Source organism: Acetobacterium carbinolicum (assembly GCF_047456275.1).
Lineage (GTDB): Bacteria > Bacillota > Clostridia > Eubacteriales > Eubacteriaceae > Acetobacterium > Acetobacterium carbinolicum.
In genome coordinates, this window is record NZ_CP173357.1 from 846762 (window position 1) to 868250 (window position 21489).

Here is a 21489-nt window from a genome sequence, read left to right on the forward strand (position 1 = left end):
ATTACCTTTGCTTCGCTTTGTTTCGAACGACGTAATGGGAATTCTGGTTTTTGCTGGTTCGGCGGGCTTCGATTTCGAATTGATGCAAGGATAAAATTAGCGGGCGCAGTTTTGAGTGACCATAATTCCGGGTGTCAAAATCCGGATAGCGGTTATTAAGTCGGGACCCAACCTCCCCCAGATTTGCCCAACCATCTTCATCGGAACTTTCGGTGATGATGGTTTTAAGTGACTGAATGAGTTCCTTTTTATTGGCCATGCCTTCTTTATGAGTACTTAGTTTACCGTTGGGAATGCTTTCAGATTGTTCCGCCTCGGCAGCGGTGGTGTCGGGATCACTGGCCAGAACTTCCAGATATTTAAATTTTTCACAGGCTGAGATAAAGGGGGTGGGCGTTTTCTTCTCGCCCATTCCTACCACGTACATACCCGCTTCCCGGAGTCGGGTCGCCAGCCGGGTAAAGTCACTGTCGCTGGAGACAATGCAGAATCCATCGACGTTATTGGAATAAAGAATATCCATGGCGTCAATGATTAAAGCTGCATCGGTAGCGTTTTTTCCGGTGGTGTAACTATATTGTTGAATGGGGGTAATGGAGTAGTTTAGTAATACTGTTTTCCAGGACCCCAGTTGAGGTTTGGTCCAGTCACCGTAGATGCGCTTAAAGGTGGGCATGCCAAGGTTGGAGATTTCATCAAAAATATACTTGATATATTTATCCGATACATTATCTGCGTCAATTAAGACCGCAATTTTCATATCATTTTTCATGGGTCACCCTTCTGTTTCTATCATCGATTCGTTTTTTGAGTTACTTATTACTACCAGTATAATAGAAATCGCGCTTTTTTACAACCAGCAGCGGCCATAAAAAAACTGATCATTCTGATCAGTTGAAGTTGTCAATAAACTACCGTACCGATCAATTGTTAATCTGTTGTTCGCCGCGGAATCGGACAGGCGATGCCATGTCCGCTCCGATGCGAACAACATGATGTAACAATTGTCGGTACTGGGTTATCTTTTGAGACAGTCTGAACTGATCATCATGATCAGTTTTTAAGGATTTAGGGTTGGTCATATAGGTGTTCTTCTTCGCGGTCATTGGTCAGCTTTAGTTTGTCCAGGATAAAGAAGATAAGGCTTAGAATCATCCCGATAACGGCGGCCAGAACCATGCCTTTGAGTTGGATTGTGCCAAAGGTAACGGCGATGCCGGATAATCCCACTACGAAGACCACTGAAGTCAGGGCCAGATTACGGGATTTGCCATAATCAACCTGAGCATCAACTAGAATACGGATCCCGGCAGCACCGATCATCCCATATAAAAGGAAGGAAATTCCGCCGATGACCGGGCCGGGAATGGTGGAGATCAGCATCGATAATTTACCGACAAACGAGCAAATGATTGAAATAATCGCAGCACCGGCAATAACCTGAACCGAGTAGACCTTGGTGACGGCCATCACGCCGATATTTTCGCCATAAGTAGTGGTTGGTACGGAACCAATAAAACCAGATAACATCGTCGAAAAATTATCCGCAAATAAAGAACGGTGTAAACCCGGATCTTTCAAGAGATCTCGTCCGACGACCTTGCTCGTGACAATCTGGTGACCAATGTGCTCAGAAGCAATAACCAAAAGAACGGGCAAAATGATAATAATCGCTTCTAAATTAAATTGTGGGAGCTGGAAGTTTGGTAATGAAAACCAGGGTGCCTCAGCCACCGCAGCAAAGGTAGCAGGGCCAACCACACCAGTAATCAGAGCAGCTAGGTAACCGGCAACAATGGCGATCAGGATGGGAATAACTGCCAGAAATTTCTTAAACATAACCGATCCAAAAACCGCAAAGGCCAGGGTAACCAGAAAAACAATGACATTTTCAGGAACGATGGCAGTAACCACTTGTTCATAAAGGCCGGAAGCTTCATCAAGGACATAACTGGTGCTGCTGACAATACCAGCGGTGCTGGCAGCCGTGCCGGCTAATTCCAGACCAATTAGTGCCACCACCGGACCCATGGCCGCAGGGGGGAGCACCACGTTGATCCACTCAATCCCGAACTTATAAATAATTCCAGCCAGGATACAGCCGCATAAACCAACGACCACGAAACCGCCGAGTGCATAAGAATAACCCCAGGTGGCAATAACAATGCCGGCTGGTGCTAAAAAGGCAAAACTGGAACCCAGATAAGCCGGGGCCTTCCCCTTGGTGATAAACATAAATAGTAGCGTACCTACACCATTCATAAAAAGGACAATGGCCGGGTTGATGCCAAAGAGGAAGGGCACTAAAACGGATGCACCAAACATGGCAAACATATGCTGCAAGCTTAACGGCACCAGCATTTTAAAGGGCACCTTTTCCTCCACTTGTATAATTCTTCGACTCTCCAAAATATTTCCTCCGATCTTTTTTTTCCTTAGAGATTATAACACAGGAATGATGAGGCGCAAAGACTTTATCCAATAAAGGCATAATAATAAAAAAATAAGAAGAAGGATGTCTGTGATTATTTACCAGATATCCAAGCTGTGTTACAATGCAAATAAATCGAAAAGAATTAAGGAGTGCGCGAATGAAGATTTCAGTTGATACGAAAATATATGCCGTCATCGGCGACCCGATCGCCCAAAGTTTATCCCCCCAATTACACAACGGATTATTTAAAGAAACCGGTGTGGATGCGCTATACCTCCCAATTGCGGTCAAGTCTGAGGATTTAAAAAAACTGGTGGACGGACTTAGACTGATGAACTTTGGGGGATTAAATGTGACTAAACCGCATAAGATCGACATCATAGAAGCGCTGGACTATTTGGACCCCCTGGCCGAAAAAATTGGTGCGGTCAATACGGTGGTTTATTGTGATAAAAAAATGGTGGGTTATAATACCGATGGGTTTGGTTTTATCAAATCGATTGAAAAAAGAGTTAGTAAAATCCCCAAAGAGACACTAACCATTCTGATTTTAGGGTGTGGGGGAGCCGTTAAATCAGTGGCTATGGCCTTGGCCGATTGGGGAATCAAAAAAGTCATCATCGCCAATCGCACGGAAGAAAAAGCAAAAGAATTGGCAAATTTGATTAATGAGAGCTGGCCGGGGAAAGCACAGGCCATTTCCATGGCACCTGAGGCGCTAAAAAAAGCTGTCGATGAAGCGATGGTGGTGGTCAATGGAACCAGTGTGGGGATGGCAGAGTCGGCACAACAATCGCCGCTGCCTAAAGAACTGCTTAGAAAAGAGTTATTAGTTTATGATATGATCTACAGTCCACCGGTGACGCAACTGCTAAAAGAGGCGAAAGAAATCGGCGCCGAAACTCAAAATGGTTTGGACATGCTTTTGTACCAGGGGTTGCTGGCTTTTGAACTATGGACGGGGATTTTTCCAGATCCAGTCTTTGGAAAAAAACTATTATTGAAAAAAAACGATTAGAGGAAGGAATAAGATGAACAGCAAAAAAAAATCCATTGCCCTGATTGGGTTTATGGCAACCGGAAAATCCACCCTCGGCCCGATGCTGGCCCGGGAACTGGAATATGATTTTATCGATACCGATGCCATGGTGGTCGCAAATATGGGTATCGAAATAGCTGAAATTTTTAGCCAATTCGGGGAAGACACCTTTCGTGATGCCGAGCATGAAGCGTTAAAGAAGGCTTTATCCATGGAGCATCGGGTGATCTCTACTGGTGGTGGAATTATTTTATTCAAAAGAAACCGCAAATTGTTGTCTGAACAGGCTTTTGTGGTAAGTCTGTCAGCCCAGCCGGAAACGATCTATGGTCGAGTTAAAGACGATAATACCAGACCGTTACTAAGATGTGAAGATCCGCTGCTACGAATTAGACAATTGTTGGCCGAGCGGCAGGCTTATTACGATGTCTGTGATTTTAAAATTTCAACAGAAACCTGGTCGACCGAAGAATGTTGTCAGAGAATAGAAAAAGCCTACTACTTAAAGAACGATTAAATAAGAACGACGAAAAAGTAGGAAAAAAATACACCGATCGGATAATCGGTGTTACAATTTATTATTTCATGGCTTTCAGATCACAAATATAGCAATCAGTCAATCGTTGAACGGCGGCGGGGTTTTTAACCGGCCAGGTGGTTTCCAGTGCCTCGCAATGCCCCGTGGAGGTTTCTTCATCAAATATAAAATCAATACAGCCGTTGCATTTTTTATCGCTTGTTTTCTTGATTAATTCAAGAACCGACTCATTTACAAACTCTCTGAATTCCTTATAAGCGATTGTTTTATGGTTTTCAAACATACTCATCACTTCACCTTGCTTTCTGGAAATAGGATTACGGGAAAGGGCATTAAGTTCTTTGTTAATAACCAATCCGCTATTTACCTATAGTACCCCATAAATTGAAAAAAACAAGATAATATTTTGTCGTGTTTTCATTTTTACAAAATAATTTAAAATTAAAAATAATGTTTGATTTTTTTTTTAAGCTGTGCTATTATGTATGACAGTGTCCTGTGAATCGCTTAGTTGAAGAGTTTAGTATTCAGAAGCAAGTTAAAAAACAGGATAATCTTTATTTTACGCCGAAGTGATGGAATTGGCATAAGCAGAGAACCCAAATCTGTGATTTGGTGTGAATCGCTTAGTTGAAGAGTTTAGTATTCAGAAGCAAGTTGAAAAACAGGATAATCTTTATTTTTACGCCGAAGTGATGGAATTGGCATAAGCAGAGAACCCAAATCTGTGATTTGGTGTGAATCGCTTAGTTGAAGAGTTTAGTATTCAGAAGCAAGTTGAAAAACAGGATAATCTTTATTTTTACGCCGAAGTGATGGAATTGGCATAAGCAGAGAACCCAAATCTGTGATTTGGTGTGAATCGCTTAGTTGAAGAGTTTAGTATTCAGAAGCAAGTTGAAAAACAGGATAATCTTTATTTTTACGCCGAAGTGATGGAATTGGCATAAGCAGAGAACCCAAATCTGTGATTTGGTGTGAATCGCTTAGTTGAAGAGTTTAGTATTCAGAAGCAAGTTGAAAAACAGGATAATCTTTATTTTTACGCCGAAGTGATGGAATTGGCAGACGTGACGGACTCAAAATCCGTTGTGAGTGATCACGTGCGGGTTCGAGTCCCGCCTTCGGCACCACTATCGCTCCCTTAGCTCAGTTGGCTAGAGCACCTGACTCTTAATCAGGGTGTCCAGAGTTCGAGTCTCTGAGGGAGCACCAATAATAGCGCATAACAGAGCCGTTTGAAGGCTCTGTTTTTTTATTGTCAAAAAATTATCCTAAAATTTCCGAAGCTAATAGAGGTACTTTTGTGGTTTTTTTGTGGTACCTTGATAGGGCAGGGCAGAGTAGGGAAAAAAAAGACCACCCGAAGGTGGTCACAATTTTAAAACCAGTTATTATAAACTATTCTTTCTTAGCTCCATTTTCTTCTTTGAATACTCTGCATCAGCAATTTCTCCAGATGCATAGCGTTCATTCAAAATTTCTAGTGATCGATCTGTTGTTTGATATTTAAATTCATTATTTTGGGTACTTCCATTTTTTGAAAACCAAACAATAGCGACAACCACAAGTACTACCAGCAATATCATAAACATACTTACACCTCCAATTATTCCCATCATACCAAATCCATTGTGCATACCTTGCAGTGAGTTAATTCCCTGCCAACCTAACATATTAAATCCCATCATCTTATTCGCCATCTTTTACTTGATGTATAGCTTTACACTTATTTTAATAAAATTATGTGTAGAAATTATGTAGATTTCAATTTTATAATTATTTTCTCGATACTATTTTCATATGATCTTTATAAATTTTTATTTTTGTTTCAACTGCATCCTACTGGGTACTAAATTACTAAATAAGGAGTGTATAAAATAAGGAGTGTGTAAAAATGAAAAAAGTTATTTTTATCTTCATGTTATTTTTATTAACCGTTTTTTCTTTTTCCAGCAATTCATTTGCTGAGGAGATGGTTCTTAAAAGTCCAGATGTTATTCTATCAGAGATTATGGGAGAGCAAGGGATTAATGACCCAACGCAGATTGATCCAGGCAAGGTCAGTCAGGATAAGCTTGAAGAGTTGGGTGACTCTGCAATGGAGGCAATGATTGGCAATACAGCCATGCATGAACAAATGGACACCAGATTGGGCGGGGAGGGGTCAGAATCACTTAGAGCTTTTCATATTAATCTTGCAGTCAACTATCTCACAGATTACCCAAACGGGATGATGAATCTGATGAGCGGAGGTATGATGGCTAACAGTTATTCATCTACTAATTCAGGTTGGTACGGAAACGGTATGATGAATTCCTTTGCATTTGTAGTTGGTATTATTGTCATATTTCTGATTATAATTATCGGCGTCATAATTTTTGCAATGATAAGATCAAAAAAGACACCGGTAGCTCAGGAGAAATCCCTGGAAATATTAGGCATAAGGTATGCAAATGGTGAAATTACGAAAGAAGAATTTGATAATATGACAAAGAACATCCGCTCCCTTAATTAGGTTTAGTTTTATTGGGAATTATTAGATTGAAATATAATTGAGAATAGTAAGAAGGAATTAACGATGATGTATGGTATAGGTTATGGTGGTTGTTTTGTCTTTTTTATGATGTTTGGCTTGTTTTTATTACTTGTTTTGGTGATCATTGGTATTTATTTCATTATTCGCCATTTTTCAAAATCAAATGAAAAAGAAGGACCCGGTTCTGGTGAAAAAGCACTTGAAATCTTGCATGAACGTTATGCACGTGGCGAAATCGATGAAGAAGAGTATAATCGAAAAAAATCCGAGTTGCAGAGGTTATAAGGAAAGAAATAAGTTAAAAGGGATGTGTAGGAATACACTGTCCTTTTTTAGTTATTGTGTAATAAGAGCTAAATTACTATTAAACTAGAAAATAAGAAAGGTTACAAATAGGTTGGATAATGATAATATAACCCAAAAACGTGAGGATGCTTTATCTGACAAAGAATTGAAGAATAGCCAAGCCTTGGTACCCAGCAAGAGCATAAAGACACGGTTTTAAAGCTTTCAAAAGCAACCTATAAAAAGATGATCCAGAACTTGATCTGAGCCACAGGATATAATGTAATCGCACTGCCTTTGGCAGCAGTATTTCTGAAAGGTGGTATTTATGAAAAGATATCCATTAATAAGGACTTTTGCCTTATACAGTATGTTCGCATTTGTCTTAATGGGCATTGTACTTTCCCTGGTTATATATGAGCATATTAAAAAAGATAAACTGGAAAATTTAGAAGAAGTGACCAGGATTACAATCAATACGGCTGTTAAAAAAAACCTGGTAAAAACAGACTTAACTGATAACATATCCAACTTCAAGGCATCTCAAATTAAATCAGATATCATTGAAACCATGGATTTATATGACATTAAATCAATCATTCTCATCAATCGGGATAAAAAAGTGATCATGTCCGATAATTCTGATTTTTCAGGAGAACAGATTAACAATAACAATCTTGGAAAAGTCTTAAGAGGTGAGGTACCCTTCGTCATTTCGGATGCTTATCAAACAAATAAGTTAGCGGAAATAAAAAATAGAAAGCTTGTCATAAACGTTTATGAACCCATAGTATATGATGGAAAAGTTGAAGGTATCGTTGTTTTGCAAATCCTTGAAGAAAAAATTAGTGAACATGCAGACATGATCTTACAAGTGATCGCATTTATAGTCTTTGGTGGATTTCTGATTCTTTTTTTATTGTTGGTTGGCATACTTTATAAAACATCACATACGCTTTTGAATCAAAACAAGGAACTAATTAATCAAAAGTCTGAAATAGAATTATCTCTAAAAAGGCTGGATGATTCCTATCTGAATACAGTATTTGCTTTATCCAATGCTGTTGACGCAAGGGATCCTTATACAGCAGGGCACTCCGAACGTGTGTCGAAAATCGCAATACTTTTAAGTAGAGAGCTAAAAATGACAGAAGAAAATTTAAAAATTCTTGAATATGCCGGGCTTTTCCATGATATCGGAAAAATAGGGATACCCGATCATATCTTGAATAAAAATGGTAAACTGACGGATGAAGAATACGAGGTTATTAAGCAGCATCCGGATATCGGGATTAATATCCTCAGTAATGTCGGTTTTCTTGCTGGAGCCTTACTGATTATTCGATATCATCACGAAAGATTCTCAGGCAATGGTTATCCGTGTGGGATCAAAGGGGAGGAGATCCCGCTAGGTTCCCGGATTCTTGCCATTGCAGATACCTATGATGCAATGACGACAGACCGACCATATCGACAGCGATTTAGCCATGATGCTGCAGTTGCTGAGATTCAAAAAAACAGCGGCACTCAATTTGACGACAAATTGGTTGACGTATTTATGAAAATAAAAAGTACAGTAAAGAATATTAATTAGAATTAGGCATCTTCAGAAACATCTATCCACTGCGTTGCCATGTGTGGGGAATCAATCTTTCTCAATACGTACCAAATGCAAGTATAAAAAACGAAAAGAAAACGGCAAATCTCAGACCTGGCATTTAGTCTGGGGACTGTGCCACTCGTGTAAAGTATCATTAGAAGATTGCAAACAAGCAATTGGAGAATAAGGATTTAACGTTCAATAGTCTGAGCGCCTGGGAAGTATAGAGGTTTGAATATGAACAATCATTTGAAAAAAGTGCTTGTTGTTGATGATGAGTTGAAAATTACTGAGGTGGTAAAGTCTTTTCTGGAAAGCAAAGACTTTACCGTCTTTGCTGCGGAAAACGGCAAGCAAGCTCTCGACTTATTTGAGCGGGAAAACATAGCTCTCATCGTATTAGACTTAATGCTTCCTGATATGACAGGTGAAGAAATTTGTATTCACATCAGAAAAAAATCACGAGTGCCGATTATTATGCTCACCGCAAAAATTGAGGAATCGGACATGCTTAAAGGGCTAAATATTGGAGCAGATGATTATATTACAAAACCATTCAGTTTAAAAGCCCTTTATGCAAGAATTGAAGCAGTTCTCCGCAGATCAAGTGATGATCTTGTGCCCCTTTATAATAAAGCATCGTTCAGGGGCGGCGATTTGGAAGTTGATTTCGAAAGTCATATCATCAAAAAAAATCTGGTAGAGATTAATCTTACCCCAAATGAGTATAAATTATTGGCGGCTTTAATAAAATACCCCAATAGGGTTTTTACCCGGGAGGATTTAATCAGAGTAGCGTTAGGGGATGAATTTGAAGGGTATGATCGGGCAGTGGATAGCCATATCAAGAACCTGCGGCAAAAGATAGAAACGGATCCTAAAAATCCGGTTTATGTGCTGACTATTTATGGGATTGGTTATAAATTTGGGGGTGAAACCCATGAAACATAGTTTAAGAACAAAGTTCTCCCTGACCTTTGCATTGGTATTACTGTTAACCATTGGGTTAATCAGCCTTTTGTCCAACATTTTAATTGAAAAAGAATTTACCAATTATCTTACCATTCAGCAGGAGAAACGAACTCAGGAAATAACAGATAGCCTTAGTCAGCAATACGATGTGAACACCAAAACCTGGGATGCGAATTTCGTCCATACTATCGGCATGTATGCCCTTTATGATGGCTATATTGTCAAGGTTTATGATTCCCAGAATCAGACGATCTGGGATGCTGAAACGTGTGATATGTCCTTGTGTTCAAAAGTGATGGAAGATATTTCACATCGCATGGACACGAAATATCCTCAGATAAATGGTGAATTTATGTCAAAGACAATTTCGATAGCCAAAGACGATGAAACCATAGGAACCATACAAATCAGTTATTTCGGACCGTACTTTTTAAGCGCTGATGATTTTCAGTTTTTGAATGCACTCAACACAATTTTAATCGGTATTGGAGTTTTTTCACTTGTTTTTTCAGTTATCGTCGGGTCATTTCTGGCTAAACGATTAAGCAGTCCAATCCTAAATACTGTAAATGTCACAAAACAAATTTCTAATGGTGATTATGATGTGCGAATTTCAGAAGGTTCAAATACCAGGGAATTAAATGAACTCATTGTTTCGGTCAATCAACTGGCCGAGTCATTGGGAAAACAGGAGTTATTAAGAAGACAATTGACTGCTGATGTTGCGCATGAACTACGAACCCCACTTACATCCGTTGGGACGCATATTGAGGCCATGATTGATGGCGTTTGGGAACCCACAAACGAGCGGTTACAAAGTTGTCATGATGAAATATTGTGTATCGGTAGAATCATACAGGATTTAGAGAATTTAGCAAAGGTTGAAAGTGAAAACTTAAAACTCGATAAAGCCCAGATTAATCTGACTGAATTATCAGAAAAGGCAGTTGGGAACTTTGAAGCAGATATTAATCAAAAGAATCTGAAAGTTTCAATTGACGGGGCCAGTTCAGACATATATGCTGATCAAAACAGAATCAGCCAGGTTCTTATTAATTTAGTTTCCAATGCGGTAAAATATACTCCGCAGAACGGCATCATAAAGATCATTATTTCAGAAGATGAGCAGTTCGCTCGATTGAGCGTTAATGATAATGGGATTGGCATAGCACAAGATGAACTTCCATATGTTTTTGAGCGGTTTTATCGTGCAGACAAATCCCGAAATCGTATAACCGGTGGTTCCGGAATTGGTCTCGCCATTGTTAAGTCAATTGTGATGGCCCATGGTGGAATTGTGGAGGCTCAAAGTCACTTAAACGAAGGCAGTTGTTTTGTAATCAAATTGCCAAAAAATAGAATGGAATAGGAGCGAAAAAAATGGACAAATCATTTAAAATAAAAATAGACGACACGGTTTTAGCGTACATGAGTAAAAAAAAAAAAAGAGATTTAACACTCACAATCAGTTCCACTGGTGGTGGATGTTGTCCAACTTTTGAAATTTCTGAGGTTTCACTTAAAAAGCCAGATCAATCGGATTTATTCGATATCTTTCAACAGAATGATGTCACCGTGTATATCAGTAAAAATGTGAAGGTGATAGCTCCAACACTGCGGTTTACACTAAAAAAGAATCTGATTGGAGCAACGATTCAGGCTGAAGGTTTAGGTCTAAAAAGGCAGCAGGTATAGAGATATCCACAAAAGATACAAAAACACTAGAAAATATAAAGGCGAAATTGATTGCGTTATCTTATTTTATATCCTGTAACAGGGAGCACCAATAATCGCGCATAACAGAGCCGTTTGAAGGCTCTGTTTTTTTGTTTATCAAAAATTATCCTAAGATTTTCGAAGCGTTTAGGGGTGCTTTTGTGGTACCTTGATAGGGCGGGGCAGAGTAGGGAAATAAAAAAAAGACCACCCGAAGGTGGCCACAATTTTAAAACCAGTCATAGATTCCTTGGGCAACAACTTCCCCGAACACTGAAGCGTTGGTCAGTAATCCGATATCCGGACGAATGCCGCCAGTCTCGAAGATGCAGGCTACTGCTTCGGTGTCTGCAACCTCCCAATCGTCGCGTTGGAGAATCCCCCGGGTACCGAGTCCCAGGCGAACTTTAGCTGATGCAAGCAGGCAATTTGCCAGGCAGACCCCGGCGGCGCTGCCAGGGTAGACGATCGGCAGCGTCCCGGACGGGGCTTTATTATAATCACAGTGCAGCGATACGTAAACATCAGCCCCCCATGAATTCGCCTGAGCGACACAGGCGGCAATGTTTTTGTCGTTGTCAGTATCAGCGTCTGTTAATACCGTAAAGCCCAGTGCTCTTAGTCTGGCTGCTGCCACCTTCCCGATCGCTAGCATCAGACCTGCTTCCGTGTAATTCCCGTCCACGCAGCCAGAGTCCCAGACGCCGTTTGATTGGGTGCCGTGACCGACAGTAAGGTACACCTTCCCTGACTTTCTTCCCTGAGCCGGTTGAGCGGGTACTGGTTCTGGCGTAGGTACAGGGATCGAGGCCGGTGCAATCGTAAAGGTGGATCGATGATCGTCCACGCTTATCGGTTCATCTGATTTAAGTAGGCGTATTGCTTCAATTCTCAAACCACCACCAGTCGTTCCCGCTGTTTCTCCATTTCTGGCGAAATCCAACCATCCGACATTCTGCACATGAACCTGATAATTAAGATTTTCGCATTCAATCTCAATTGCTTCGATTCTTAAGCCCCTACCAACGGTACCGGCAATCTCATCTTTTTGAACCCAACCCATCCAGCCGATGTTCTCGACGTGGACGCGATAACGCTTAACGCCTTGGATTCGAATCGCTTCGATCCTTAGCCCTTGTTCGACCGTTCCCGCTAAGCGCCCTTCCTGAACCCAAGCGCCCCAGCCTTCATTTTCGATGTGCACTTGATACAGTAATGTATCTGCCATACTTACTCACCTTCCTTTCTAATTGATAAATGGAGTTAGTCGGAAAAAGATGTCACTTGTTTTAAGATCGGGCCTATTGCCATGCCTGTTTTTTTCAGTAAATAAACGATTAGGCTTTTCTTGCGACTAAACTTGAAATAAAAAACCGCCCTCATGCTACGAATATGAGAACGGCTTTACCGATACTCGGGTATAAATCACGATATAGGAAGTTGTTTGTTTGCTTAAACGACTATTTTATTAACCGTCGGCAATAATTAAGGTACAATAAGCTCTTGAGTAGGCGTTGAGTAACTGATATAATTACACGCAGCTAATATTAACCAGTTAATATTAACTAAAACGACGCGACGCGATCGCGTCAAAACGAATGAGGAGCAGAGCAAATGGAATCAAAAGAAAAAAATGCATGTTCTTATTTAAACTGTGGTTTTAATGTCAGCGGACGATGTCCGGATATGGATGTATTAAAAAATCCCTACAAAGAAACCGGCTGTATTTTTTATAAAAATAAGAATATTCAGACAAACGATAGCAAAAGCGAGTAATAAAGAAAACACCGAAAGGTGTTTTTTTTATTCGGAAACAATCAAATCCAGCTATAAATTTTACCCAACCCGTGATAGGATATTGACAATAAGAAAAATACGAGGTAAATTAATGAACAGTTTGATATCAGCAGTTGAGGCTTGTTTTAATCCCCAAATTTATAAGATCACCCTCAGCAAACCAAAGTCAAAAACGAGTGACTATAAAAAAATCGTTATTAGTCAAATAAAGGAAGTCTATCATCTGGAAAAGTTCACGGCTACCCAGGTGTTTAATGATAATCTTTCCCTTGAACAGTTTAAAGATTTCCTTGGTCAAGCCTTGGAAAATGAATTTTTGCAGTATAATGGCTGGGATGATCAGTATGAATATATCATTCAAATCAGCAAAAAAGGGCGACCATCGGTGACTAAAAAAGCCGTCAAGGAAGCCCCGGAAAAAGCCTTAACCCATAACCGCGAAAAAAACTATATTCTTTCGGAAGGTACCGTCATAAAGCCACTGGTCGATATGGGGATCTTCACCAAAGAAGGCAAGGTCGTTAAGACGATGTACGATAAATTCCGTCAAATTAATCGTTTTGTGGAAATCATCGACGACGAAATTAAAAATTTTGACCCGGGAACCGAGCTCAATGTCATCGACTTTGGCTGCGGAAAATCCTATCTGACCTTTATTTTATACCATTATCTCACCGAAATAAAAAATCTCAATGTACGCATCGTCGGCCTGGATTTAAAGCGTGATGTCATTGACCGCTGCAACGTGAGTTCCAGGAAATACGGTTACGACCATCTTAGCTTTGAATTGGGGAATATCGATACCTATCAAACTACCTTTCCGGTCGATATGATTATCACCCTTCATGCCTGCGACACCGCCACCGATTATGCCCTGTACAATGCCATTAAGTGGAATGCCAAACTGATTTTTTCGGTACCCTGCTGCCAGCACGAACTAAATGCCCAAATAAAAACCGAACAACTGAGTTTGTTGACAAAATATGGCATCATCAAAGAACGGACTGCCGCCCTGATCACCGATGCCATCCGAGGCAGCCTTTTAGAAGCGTGCGGATACAAAGTTTCGCTGCTAGAATTTGTGGATCTGGCTCATACCCCTAAAAATATCCTGATCCGGGCCAAAAAAACAACCGTCACAGAAAAAAGAAAAGCGCAGGCCCTCGCCGAAGTAAATAATGCGATCCAGACATTTTCCTTGACTCCGACCCTCTATTCACTTCTCGAAAGCGATGAAATCATTAATTCTAAGAAAAATTAAATGTAACATTTGTCAAAAGATGATATAATAAAAAATCAGTTAGAAGATAATAATCGTAAAACAAACTAAAGTAAGGTGTTTCCGACAATTGTCAGAAACCCTAAAATAAAAAAATTTATAGATGAGGAGGCAAAGAGGATGCTGACACGCTTTGTACATACCGGAGATTTTCATTTAGGTCGCCCCTTTACCTTTTTGCAGCAAGGAAACTATTACGGTAAAAATAAAAGAAAAGAATTATGGAAAGCCTTTGACGAGATGATTGCATATGTTAAAGAAGAGGGCGTACCGCTTCTGCTTATTGCCGGAGATTTATTTGACAGTGTCAATGTTCTGACCATGGATATAAAACGAGCCGCCGAAGGATTGGCGAGTCTTGATAAAACCTGGGTGGTTATGATCAGCGGAAACCACGATTATCACGGCGACAGCTCACCCTACAAGAAAGTGGAATGGTCCAGCAATGTCTACATCTTTAAAGAAGATGTCTTTCGATCTGTTTACATCAAAGAACTCAATACTGAAATCTATGGCATGTCCTGGGTAAAAAACGAGTACCGGGCCTTTCCCGAGCGCTCTTTTAATAGTATTAAGCTAAATGACACCCGCTATAATATCTTAATGGCCCATGGCGAAGTTGCCAGTCAAAGTCATTATCTGCCCATTGATTTAAGAATGGTTGAGAAGAAGGGGTTTGACTTTATTGCATTGGGACACATTCACAAACCGGGGCTGACGCCGGGGGGCGTCGCTTACTGCGGATCACCAGTGCCCCTTAATTTTGGTGAAACCGGAGAACGGGGATTTTTAATCTCCCAGGTGGATAACGATTATGTCAACCAGACCTTTATTACCAGCAGCGGGTTTAATCCCCTCGATTCACGGAAGTATGAAACCATCGAAATTCAGATTTCCCCGGAAGATTCTTATCAGGATATTATAAAAAAAGCGATTGACTGCGATAGCGAAACAAATCGTCTAAAAAATTACTACCGTATCCGCTTTAGCGGCTACATTAACCCGGAAATACAAATGGATTGGATCAATGATGATCTAGAAGAATCCTTTTATTACATTGAAACCGACACGGCCGATTTAGAGCCGGATATTGATCTGGAACTGCTGATCCGGGAAAATAAGCATAACCCGATTGGTCAGATTCTTAGCGAACTGGAAAAAATAGAAGAACCGGAAATCCGGAAGAAGGCAATCATTTATAGCATTGAAGCGATGATTAGTGAGGGGGTTTTATAATGCAAATAAAAACCTTGTCAATTAAGGCCTTTGGAAAATTTAAAGACCAGACACTTACGCTCAAACCGGGACTCAATCTGATTTATGGGAAAAACGAAGCCGGGAAAACAACCGTTCAGACCTTTATTCAGGGGATGTTTTTTGGGTTTTATAAACCCTACCGTAAAAAGAAAACCTACAGCGAAGAATATGAAAAATATATGCCCTGGAATCAATTTGATTACAGCGGTGCGCTGGTTTATGAAATGGATGACCGCGAAATCCGCCTGGAACGGAATTTTCTAAGAGCCAAAGACTCCTTATTCATTTATGATAATCGTACCGGAAAAATAATTAATGATCAATTTAAATACGATGGCGTCATCCGCCAGCATCTGCCTCTGGGAAACACCGGGATGACCACCGTTGTTTACAATAATACCGTCAATATGCGTCAGAACCTCCATGACTACGAATCCGGGAACCATCAGGATGAAATCCGGGATTCCTATATCGAAATGCAGAATTCCAGCGGCATCGAAATTAATTTTAAAGGGATCGTCCGACGACTGGAAGAAAAAAAGAATCAGATTGGTCGTTCAGGTCAGAGTAAGTCAAGAATTGGTACGGCGATTAGGGAACGGGATGAGCTAAAGGAATTATTAAAAGAAGCCGAAGCCGCCTATGCCAAGGTGGCCGAAAATCAGGAAAAGATTACCCGGAATCAAAAGATCATGAAACGCATTGAAGCGGAAAATGAGTATCTGAGCCAGGAATCGGTGGTTAAACGAAAAAAAGAGCTGCTGCAAAGCTATGAAAAGATCAACAAACTTGAAAAAGAAAATAATCGCCTGTCAAAAATCATCAAAGAGGACCAGGTTTTTGAAGACTACAGTTACAAGATTCTGGAGGGCTTAAAGGCCATAAAAAATCAGGGCGAACGGCTTGGCGATCAGATGGACTACATCGAAAAAGAAATGGCCGACGCTTCTGAACATCTCAAAGCGATTAGGCAGAAAGAAGCCGCAAAGCGCAGTGCTCTGGCGGGTCATACCTTAGAAGGAATTACCGAAGATTATGAACTTTATAAAAAAGAGCAAGGTGAAGTAGAAGCCGTCGATAAAAAATCAAACATTGTCATCAATATCATTGCTACCCTGGTAACCCTGGTGGGAATGGGACTGGTGGGGCTTGCCAATATGGGGTTGATGGGAAGTAATCAGGGAATCGAAAACCTGTCTTTAACCCTGGGCGTGACCCTGGCAATTGTCGGTGTAGTGGGACTGAGCTTTGGGGTTTCGGCAACCCTTAAAAAACGGCAGATTCTAAGAGAAAAACAATTAATTCCCATTCAGGATGAAATCCTGGCAAAGTATCAACTAAAAGACGGCCCCAGTTTTGACAGCTTTTATAAAAAAGTTGTTCGTAACCAGAAAGAGTTAGAACAACTACAAAACGAAGGGGAATTAATCATTGTTCAGCACTCGCGGCACCAGGCCGGTTATGAAGTGCTCTTTGAGCAACGCCGCGGAATTATGCGGGAGCTGGACAAAAAGCTGGCCCAGTATGAGGTAAAAGATATTGCCGAATATTCTGAACGCTGCGAAAAAGCGCAGCAGTTAGAAGAACTCAAAATCCGTTTTAACGGCAATTTGCGGCTGCTGGAGAATCTTCTTGAGACCGTCAATGGTGGGAAAACAGATGATGGACAAGCGGTTTGGCACAAAGCTTCACCGAAATCCGAAGAGCTCTTAAGTCTGGGGAAAGAAATTGCCCGGTTGGAAGGTGAGAACAATGCGCTCACCGATGGCATCGGTCTGCCAGTGGAAATCCAGGAGACCATTAAATCGCTGGACGCCCAAATTCAAACCTTTGATACTGAAATTCAGGCCTGTAACGCCGCCCTGGAAGTACTTGAAACGATCCAGCAAGACTGTCATTTAGAGTCTGCGCCGGAGCTTAATAAAAATATCGGTGCGGTTTTAGAAACCATCACCCAGCATTATAAAGGGGTAAAAATAGATGAAGCCATGAAACTCAAGGTGGTCGATCCCAAAGGTGGCGATTTTAAGGATGCCGAGCAGTTAAGCGCCGGAACCATGGATCAGGTTCATTTTGCCTTCCGCTATGGAATTGGGGAACGAATCAGTCACGAGATGCCTTTTATTCTTGATGAACCCTTTGTCCGGTATGACAAACAGCGAAAAACCGAAGCCCTTAAACTGCTGTGTGAACTGAGCAGTAAACGTCAGATCATTCTTTTTACCTGTGACGACGATGAAGAAAAGCTATTAAAATCATTGGGAGCGGCCTATCATAAAATCAATCTATAAGATCACTAAGTTGGTATAACCCAACCAAAAAAATAGAAATAAAAAACCCTAAAGACCTTGCAAAATGCAAGAGAAATCCTTTACAATAAGAATGATAACGAAATAAGGAGAACCTTTGATGAAATTAAGCCTAGTAAAAGACCTTCTTGATGCGGTTGTTTTAGCTGGTGAGAGCCATCTGGATGAAGAAGTGCAGTCCGGATTTGGCTGTGATCTCATGAGTGATGTGCTGTGCTTCGCCAAAGAAGATGCTATTTTACTCACCGGTCTTGTCAACAAACAGGTGCTAAACACGGCTGACATGGCCAATATGAACAGTATCATTTTTGTCAGAAACAAAATGCCCAGCCAGGAAATGATTGAGATCGCAAAAGAACGGAATCTTTTAGTAATGTCGACCAAGTATATCCTTTTTGAAAGTTGTGGGATTCTCTATAAAAACGGCCTAAAGGGAGCGCACCTCCGATGAGTTATGAACTCGTCTTTGACGTCAGTCGGGGGGATTTTGATACTGCCGGGGAAGCGTCACGAAAGATCAAACGGACCCTGCAGCAATTGGGTGTTTCCAATAAGGTCATCAGGAAGGTATCGATTGCCGGTTATGAAGGTGAAATGAATTTGGCCATTCATTCATCCGGAGGAAAAATTATTTTGGAAGTGGGGGAAGCAGAACTGGTGCTGACCATTGAAGATACCGGGCCGGGTATTGCCAACATTGATCTGGCGATGACTGCAGGCTGGTCAACGGCCGGGGAAGAAGTCCGGCAAATGGGATTTGGTGCCGGAATGGGTTTACCCAATATGAAAAACAACGCCGACAATTTTGCCATTTCTTCAAAAATTGGAGAAGGTACAAAAATTGTCATGAAATTTTTAGTCTAAACAGGAAGAAGGTCACATATGGAAAAATTACTTCATTCTGTATACCTTGATGATGAAAAATGTCTGGGCTGCACGACCTGCCTCAGAAGCTGTCCGACTGGTGCCATCCGAGTTCGGGGCGGCAAGGCGATTATCAATGAGTCAAAATGCATTGATTGTGGTGAGTGTATTCGGATCTGTCCCCATCATGCCAAACTGGCAAAAACAGATCCGTTGTCAAAAAAAGATAATTATAGTTATACAGTCGCTCTGGTGGCGCCGGCCATCATCGGTCAGTTTAAACCCAAATATTCGATCACCCAAATTCTCTCGGCGATTAAAGCCCTGGGTTTTGATGAGGTGGTGGAGGTTGCCTACGGTGCAGAAGTGGTTGGCCAGGCCCTCAAGTATGAGTACCACGCCAAACGCTACCCAAGACCGCTTATTTCTTCAGCCTGTCCGGCGGTAGTCAAGCTGATTCAGGTGCGTTTTCCGGAGCTTACAGACAATATCTGCCGATTGAAATCGCCGATGGCAATGACCGCCCGACTGGTCAGAAAACGGATCAGGGATGAAGGAAAATATAAAAATAGTGATGTCGGCGTATTTTTTATAACCCCCTGTGCGGCAAAGGCCACGATGGTCAATAATCCGGCCTCCAGTGAATATGATAAATACGATCTGATTGATGGTGCGATTGCCATTAAAGATATTTACAGCGATATTTTAAGCCACATTGGTAATTGTCCGATTCAGGAAGGTATTCATAATACCACCCCGGAATCATGCTCCTGGGCATTATCCGGTGGTGAAAGCGATTACCTGAAAAACAAAAACGTGCTTCATGTTGATGGCATTCAAAATGTGATTAGTGTCCTTGAAGAAATAGAGTGCGGTAAACTCGACACGATCGAGTTTTTTGAAGGGTTGGCTTGCATCGGCGGTTGTGTTGGTGGTTGCCTGACCGTAGAAAATAATTATGTCGCCAAAATGTACATTCAGGACCGGGCCAATAAAATGAAGCAGACCTCAATAATACACATGTCCGATGACTACGTAAAAAATGTTTATAACTCCGGGATGATGCACATTAAAGAGCGGATATTACCCAGAAGTCCCGAACCCCTGGACCAGGATATCAATAAAGCCATCGAAAAAATGAAGCAGATCGAAATTCTCGAAGCCAAGCTGCCCGGGCTGGATTGCGGTTCCTGCGGTTCCCCGGGCTGTCGGGCACTGGCCGAAGACATCGTTGCCGGAAAGGCCAATGAAATTGACTGCGTTTTTGTCTTAAAAGACCGGGTCAGAGATCTTTCGGTTCTGACAAATGAATTACTGCAGGTGGAACATCCCACCGATAAACCGTTAATTAAAAAAGAGTAAAAAACCACTTAACAATTCGTCCGGGCGAGGGTCAGACCCTTGGTCATCCGTGAGCGCCTGTATTAGCAGACAAAAACGATTAATGATAAAAAAACAAAGGAGAAAATGAATGAAGGTAAGTGAGTTGTTAAAAAACAAGGAATTCAAGTGTCTCAATCCCCAGGTGGGCATTGAAGGGGTTATTAAAAGCGGTTATGTCGGCGATTTACTCAGTTGGGTGATGGCCAATGCTGGCAATGGTTGTGCCTGGGTAACCATTCAAACCCATGTTAATATCATTGCTGTGGCAACCCTGCTGGAAATGACCTGTGTGATTATTCCAGAAGGTGCAGAAGTGGAAGAAAGTACCCTGGAGCGGGCGATTATCGAAGATATCCCCGTGCTGATCACTGGTCTTACGGCCTATGAAGTCTGTAAAATATTAGGAAACGCCGGCGTCTAAATGGAAAAGGTAGCCATAGACCTGCACATCCATTCAATCTTATCTCCCTGTGGTGAAGAGGAGATGACCCCCAATAATATTGTGAATATGGCCCTCATTAAAGAACTGGATTTTATTGCAGTTACCGATCACAATTCAGCCAAAAATTTACCCGCAATCATCGCTGTGGCAAAAGAACTGGCCAAAGAAACCGAAAGTGGCCTGTGTATCCTTCCGGGGATTGAAGTAACGACCAAAGAAGAAGCCCATATTTTGGCCTATCTGCCAACTCTGGAAGCGGCGATGGCACTCGATGCGATCATTTATCGACACCTCCCGGATATAAACAACGAAAAAGAATTATTTGGTCCGCAGATCATTATGGACGAAAATGACCAGGTCATTGGTGAAGTGGACAAGCTGCTGATTTCAGCCACCGACATTGGGGTTGATCAGTTGTGGCAAATTGTCACCGATCTGGGTGGGGTTCTGGTTCCCGCTCATATCGACCGAAAATCTTACAGTATTATCGCATCACTTGGTTTTATCCCTCTGGAACTGGATATTAAAACCTGTGAAGTATCAAAAAAAGAGAGCTTTGAACAAGTCTTAAAGGATTTTCGTTTTTTTAAAACCTATCAGTTTATTCATGGCTCTGACGCCCATCAGCTCGAAGACATTGCCGAGCGGGAGTATTTTCTTAACCTCCCGGATATGCGGCGCCAGACCCTGATTGATTATTTAGGTTAAATTGAACAAGCAATAAATAGTACCGACACTTGTTGCATCATGTTGTTTGCATCAGGGCGAACAGGTTGATCAACCTGTCCGATCCTGTAGCAAACAACAGATTAACAAGTGTCGGTACGGTAACTAACCGTAAACTTTACAGGTGTTTCTTAAGCACCTGTTTTTTATGTGTAAAATTATTACACTTTATTTGTAAAAAAAATAAATGAGTAGAATATTTGCATAAAAAGTCTACAAAGTTAAAGGTTTTCATAAAAATTCGAGGCAAAAAGGGTAAAAAATTTATCTGTTATAAATATAACGAAATATTTCGTTCTATGTTATAAT

The 21489-nt window shown here is 41.2% G+C and carries 22 protein-coding genes and 2 tRNA genes; 19 read left to right on the forward strand and 5 right to left on the reverse strand.

All coding sequences use genetic code 11. The features are described from left to right. Position 1 precedes the first annotated feature (1 nt). Positions 2-772 carry an NYN domain-containing protein gene (locus ACIZ62_RS03990; RefSeq protein WP_111887843.1) on the reverse strand — a complete coding sequence of 257 codons (771 nt, stop codon included), beginning with the start codon at positions 770-772 and terminating at the stop codon, positions 2-4. A gap of 296 nt (positions 773-1068) precedes the next feature. Then, positions 1069-2409, reverse strand: coding sequence for a uracil permease (uraA, locus tag ACIZ62_RS03995; RefSeq protein WP_414151259.1), 1341 nt, complete (start codon positions 2407-2409; stop codon positions 1069-1071). A 182-nt stretch (positions 2410-2591) separates the two neighbouring features. On the opposite strand from uraA, the gene ACIZ62_RS04000 reads away from it, so the two are divergent. Continuing rightward, on the forward strand, positions 2592-3452 hold the full coding sequence (locus tag ACIZ62_RS04000; RefSeq protein ID WP_162624481.1) for a shikimate dehydrogenase: 861 nt from the start codon (positions 2592-2594) through the stop codon (positions 3450-3452). Positions 3453-3465: 13 nt separating this feature from the next. Beyond that, a complete protein-coding gene (locus tag ACIZ62_RS04005; protein WP_111887840.1) occupies positions 3466-3990 on the forward strand; it encodes a shikimate kinase in 525 nt (174 codons plus the stop codon). 61 nt (positions 3991-4051) lie between these two features. Here the strand turns inward: ACIZ62_RS04005 and ACIZ62_RS04010 are convergent, their stop codons facing one another. Next, entirely contained in the window at positions 4052-4366 is a 315-nt protein-coding gene (locus tag ACIZ62_RS04010) for a hypothetical protein (protein ID WP_204355492.1), read from the reverse strand. Between the two features lie 691 nt (positions 4367-5057). Here ACIZ62_RS04010 and ACIZ62_RS04015 point away from each other — a divergent pair. Next, positions 5058-5144 (forward strand) — tRNA-Leu (locus tag ACIZ62_RS04015). A gap of 5 nt (positions 5145-5149) precedes the next feature. Beyond that, a tRNA-Lys gene (locus ACIZ62_RS04020) sits at positions 5150-5226 on the forward strand. A gap of 179 nt (positions 5227-5405) precedes the next feature. Here the strand turns inward: ACIZ62_RS04020 and ACIZ62_RS04025 are convergent. After that, positions 5406-5702, reverse strand: coding sequence for an SHOCT domain-containing protein (locus ACIZ62_RS04025; RefSeq protein ID WP_414151260.1), 297 nt, complete (start codon positions 5700-5702; stop codon positions 5406-5408). A 206-nt stretch (positions 5703-5908) separates the two neighbouring features. On the opposite strand from ACIZ62_RS04025, the gene ACIZ62_RS04030 reads away from it, so the two are divergent. The 6 genes from ACIZ62_RS04030 (at position 5909) to ACIZ62_RS04055 (ending at position 11102) form a co-directional block, all read left to right on the forward strand. Then, positions 5909-6529: a hypothetical protein gene (locus tag ACIZ62_RS04030; protein ID WP_414151261.1), complete on the forward strand. Its 621-nt coding sequence runs from the start codon at positions 5909-5911 to the stop codon at positions 6527-6529. Between the two features lie 63 nt (positions 6530-6592). Beyond that, entirely contained in the window at positions 6593-6835 is a 243-nt protein-coding gene (locus tag ACIZ62_RS04035) for an SHOCT domain-containing protein (protein WP_414151262.1), read from the forward strand. A 328-nt stretch (positions 6836-7163) separates the two neighbouring features. Continuing rightward, entirely contained in the window at positions 7164-8429 is a 1266-nt protein-coding gene (locus tag ACIZ62_RS04040; RefSeq protein WP_414151263.1) for an HD-GYP domain-containing protein, read from the forward strand. A 243-nt stretch (positions 8430-8672) separates the two neighbouring features. After that, positions 8673-9386 carry a response regulator gene (locus ACIZ62_RS04045; protein WP_414151264.1) on the forward strand — a complete coding sequence of 238 codons (714 nt, stop codon included), beginning with the start codon at positions 8673-8675 and terminating at the stop codon, positions 9384-9386. After that, on the forward strand, positions 9376-10776 hold the full coding sequence (locus tag ACIZ62_RS04050) for a sensor histidine kinase (protein WP_414151265.1): 1401 nt from the start codon (positions 9376-9378) through the stop codon (positions 10774-10776). The genes ACIZ62_RS04045 and ACIZ62_RS04050 overlap by 11 nt, the downstream gene beginning before the upstream one ends. Positions 10777-10787: 11 nt before the next feature. Next, positions 10788-11102 carry a hypothetical protein gene (locus ACIZ62_RS04055; RefSeq protein WP_414151266.1) on the forward strand — a complete coding sequence of 105 codons (315 nt, stop codon included), beginning with the start codon at positions 10788-10790 and terminating at the stop codon, positions 11100-11102. A 250-nt stretch (positions 11103-11352) separates the two neighbouring features. Here ACIZ62_RS04055 and ACIZ62_RS04060 read toward each other — a convergent pair whose 3' ends face one another. Further along, complete coding sequence (locus ACIZ62_RS04060; RefSeq protein ID WP_414151267.1) at positions 11353-12351, reverse strand: N-acetylmuramoyl-L-alanine amidase; 999 nt, start codon at positions 12349-12351, stop codon at positions 11353-11355. Between the two features lie 386 nt (positions 12352-12737). Here ACIZ62_RS04060 and ACIZ62_RS04065 point away from each other — a divergent pair, with 386 nt between their 5' ends. The 9 genes from ACIZ62_RS04065 to ACIZ62_RS04105 all read left to right on the forward strand — a co-directional run bounded on the left by ACIZ62_RS04065 (position 12738) and on the right by ACIZ62_RS04105 (position 21162). Next, on the forward strand, positions 12738-12899 hold the full coding sequence (locus ACIZ62_RS04065) for a hypothetical protein (protein WP_162624480.1): 162 nt from the start codon (positions 12738-12740) through the stop codon (positions 12897-12899). 112 nt (positions 12900-13011) lie between these two features. Further along, on the forward strand, positions 13012-14181 hold the full coding sequence (locus ACIZ62_RS04070; protein WP_414151268.1) for a class I SAM-dependent methyltransferase: 1170 nt from the start codon (positions 13012-13014) through the stop codon (positions 14179-14181). 138 nt (positions 14182-14319) lie between these two features. Further along, the gene (locus tag ACIZ62_RS04075; protein WP_111887835.1) at positions 14320-15435 is read left to right on the forward strand and encodes a metallophosphoesterase family protein; all 1116 of its coding nucleotides are present in this window, start codon (positions 14320-14322) and stop codon (positions 15433-15435) included. Continuing rightward, positions 15435-17747, forward strand: a complete 2313-nt coding sequence (locus ACIZ62_RS04080) for an ATP-binding protein (RefSeq protein WP_414151269.1) — start codon at positions 15435-15437, stop codon at positions 17745-17747. The genes ACIZ62_RS04075 and ACIZ62_RS04080 overlap by 1 nt, the downstream gene beginning before the upstream one ends. Before the next feature lie 118 nt (positions 17748-17865). Continuing rightward, positions 17866-18216 carry a hypothetical protein gene (locus ACIZ62_RS04085; protein WP_322519518.1) on the forward strand — a complete coding sequence of 117 codons (351 nt, stop codon included), beginning with the start codon at positions 17866-17868 and terminating at the stop codon, positions 18214-18216. Continuing rightward, positions 18213-18629 carry an ATP-binding protein gene (locus tag ACIZ62_RS04090; protein ID WP_322519517.1) on the forward strand — a complete coding sequence of 139 codons (417 nt, stop codon included), beginning with the start codon at positions 18213-18215 and terminating at the stop codon, positions 18627-18629. The genes ACIZ62_RS04085 and ACIZ62_RS04090 overlap by 4 nt, the downstream gene beginning before the upstream one ends. An 18-nt stretch (positions 18630-18647) precedes the next feature. Next, on the forward strand, positions 18648-19991 hold the full coding sequence (locus ACIZ62_RS04095; RefSeq protein ID WP_322519516.1) for a [Fe-Fe] hydrogenase large subunit C-terminal domain-containing protein: 1344 nt from the start codon (positions 18648-18650) through the stop codon (positions 19989-19991). 109 nt (positions 19992-20100) lie between these two features. Beyond that, a complete protein-coding gene (locus ACIZ62_RS04100; protein ID WP_111887830.1) occupies positions 20101-20433 on the forward strand; it encodes an AraC family transcriptional regulator in 333 nt (110 codons plus the stop codon). Then, entirely contained in the window at positions 20434-21162 is a 729-nt protein-coding gene (locus tag ACIZ62_RS04105) for a PHP domain-containing protein (RefSeq protein WP_414151270.1), read from the forward strand. It begins immediately after the preceding gene. Positions 21163-21489: the final 327 nt, after the last annotated feature.

Bases quoted from the DNA above. Each gene is read 5' to 3' on its own strand.
- ACIZ62_RS03990 (WP_111887843.1), bottom strand. From the start codon at position 772: ATGAAAAATGATATGAAAATTGCGGTCTTAATTGACGCAGATAATGTA.
- ACIZ62_RS04000 (WP_162624481.1), top strand. From the start codon at position 2,592: ATGAAGATTTCAGTTGATACGAAAATATATGCCGTCATCGGCGACCCG.
- ACIZ62_RS04005 (WP_111887840.1), top strand. From the start codon at position 3,466: ATGAACAGCAAAAAAAAATCCATTGCCCTGATTGGGTTTATGGCAACC.
- ACIZ62_RS04025 (WP_414151260.1), bottom strand. From the start codon at position 5,702: ATGATGGGATTTAATATGTTAGGTTGGCAGGGAATTAACTCACTGCAA.
- ACIZ62_RS04030 (WP_414151261.1), top strand. From the start codon at position 5,909: ATGAAAAAAGTTATTTTTATCTTCATGTTATTTTTATTAACCGTTTTT.
- ACIZ62_RS04035 (WP_414151262.1), top strand. From the start codon at position 6,593: ATGATGTATGGTATAGGTTATGGTGGTTGTTTTGTCTTTTTTATGATG.
- ACIZ62_RS04040 (WP_414151263.1), top strand. From the start codon at position 7,164: ATGAAAAGATATCCATTAATAAGGACTTTTGCCTTATACAGTATGTTC.
- ACIZ62_RS04045 (WP_414151264.1), top strand. From the start codon at position 8,673: ATGAACAATCATTTGAAAAAAGTGCTTGTTGTTGATGATGAGTTGAAA.
- ACIZ62_RS04050 (WP_414151265.1), top strand. From the start codon at position 9,376: ATGAAACATAGTTTAAGAACAAAGTTCTCCCTGACCTTTGCATTGGTA.
- ACIZ62_RS04055 (WP_414151266.1), top strand. From the start codon at position 10,788: ATGGACAAATCATTTAAAATAAAAATAGACGACACGGTTTTAGCGTAC.
- ACIZ62_RS04060 (WP_414151267.1), bottom strand. From the start codon at position 12,351: ATGGCAGATACATTACTGTATCAAGTGCACATCGAAAATGAAGGCTGG.
- ACIZ62_RS04065 (WP_162624480.1), top strand. From the start codon at position 12,738: ATGGAATCAAAAGAAAAAAATGCATGTTCTTATTTAAACTGTGGTTTT.
- ACIZ62_RS04070 (WP_414151268.1), top strand. From the start codon at position 13,012: ATGAACAGTTTGATATCAGCAGTTGAGGCTTGTTTTAATCCCCAAATT.
- ACIZ62_RS04075 (WP_111887835.1), top strand. From the start codon at position 14,320: ATGCTGACACGCTTTGTACATACCGGAGATTTTCATTTAGGTCGCCCC.
- ACIZ62_RS04080 (WP_414151269.1), top strand. From the start codon at position 15,435: ATGCAAATAAAAACCTTGTCAATTAAGGCCTTTGGAAAATTTAAAGAC.
- ACIZ62_RS04085 (WP_322519518.1), top strand. From the start codon at position 17,866: ATGAAATTAAGCCTAGTAAAAGACCTTCTTGATGCGGTTGTTTTAGCT.
- ACIZ62_RS04090 (WP_322519517.1), top strand. From the start codon at position 18,213: ATGAGTTATGAACTCGTCTTTGACGTCAGTCGGGGGGATTTTGATACT.
- ACIZ62_RS04095 (WP_322519516.1), top strand. From the start codon at position 18,648: ATGGAAAAATTACTTCATTCTGTATACCTTGATGATGAAAAATGTCTG.
- ACIZ62_RS04100 (WP_111887830.1), top strand. From the start codon at position 20,101: ATGAAGGTAAGTGAGTTGTTAAAAAACAAGGAATTCAAGTGTCTCAAT.
- ACIZ62_RS04105 (WP_414151270.1), top strand. From the start codon at position 20,434: ATGGAAAAGGTAGCCATAGACCTGCACATCCATTCAATCTTATCTCCC.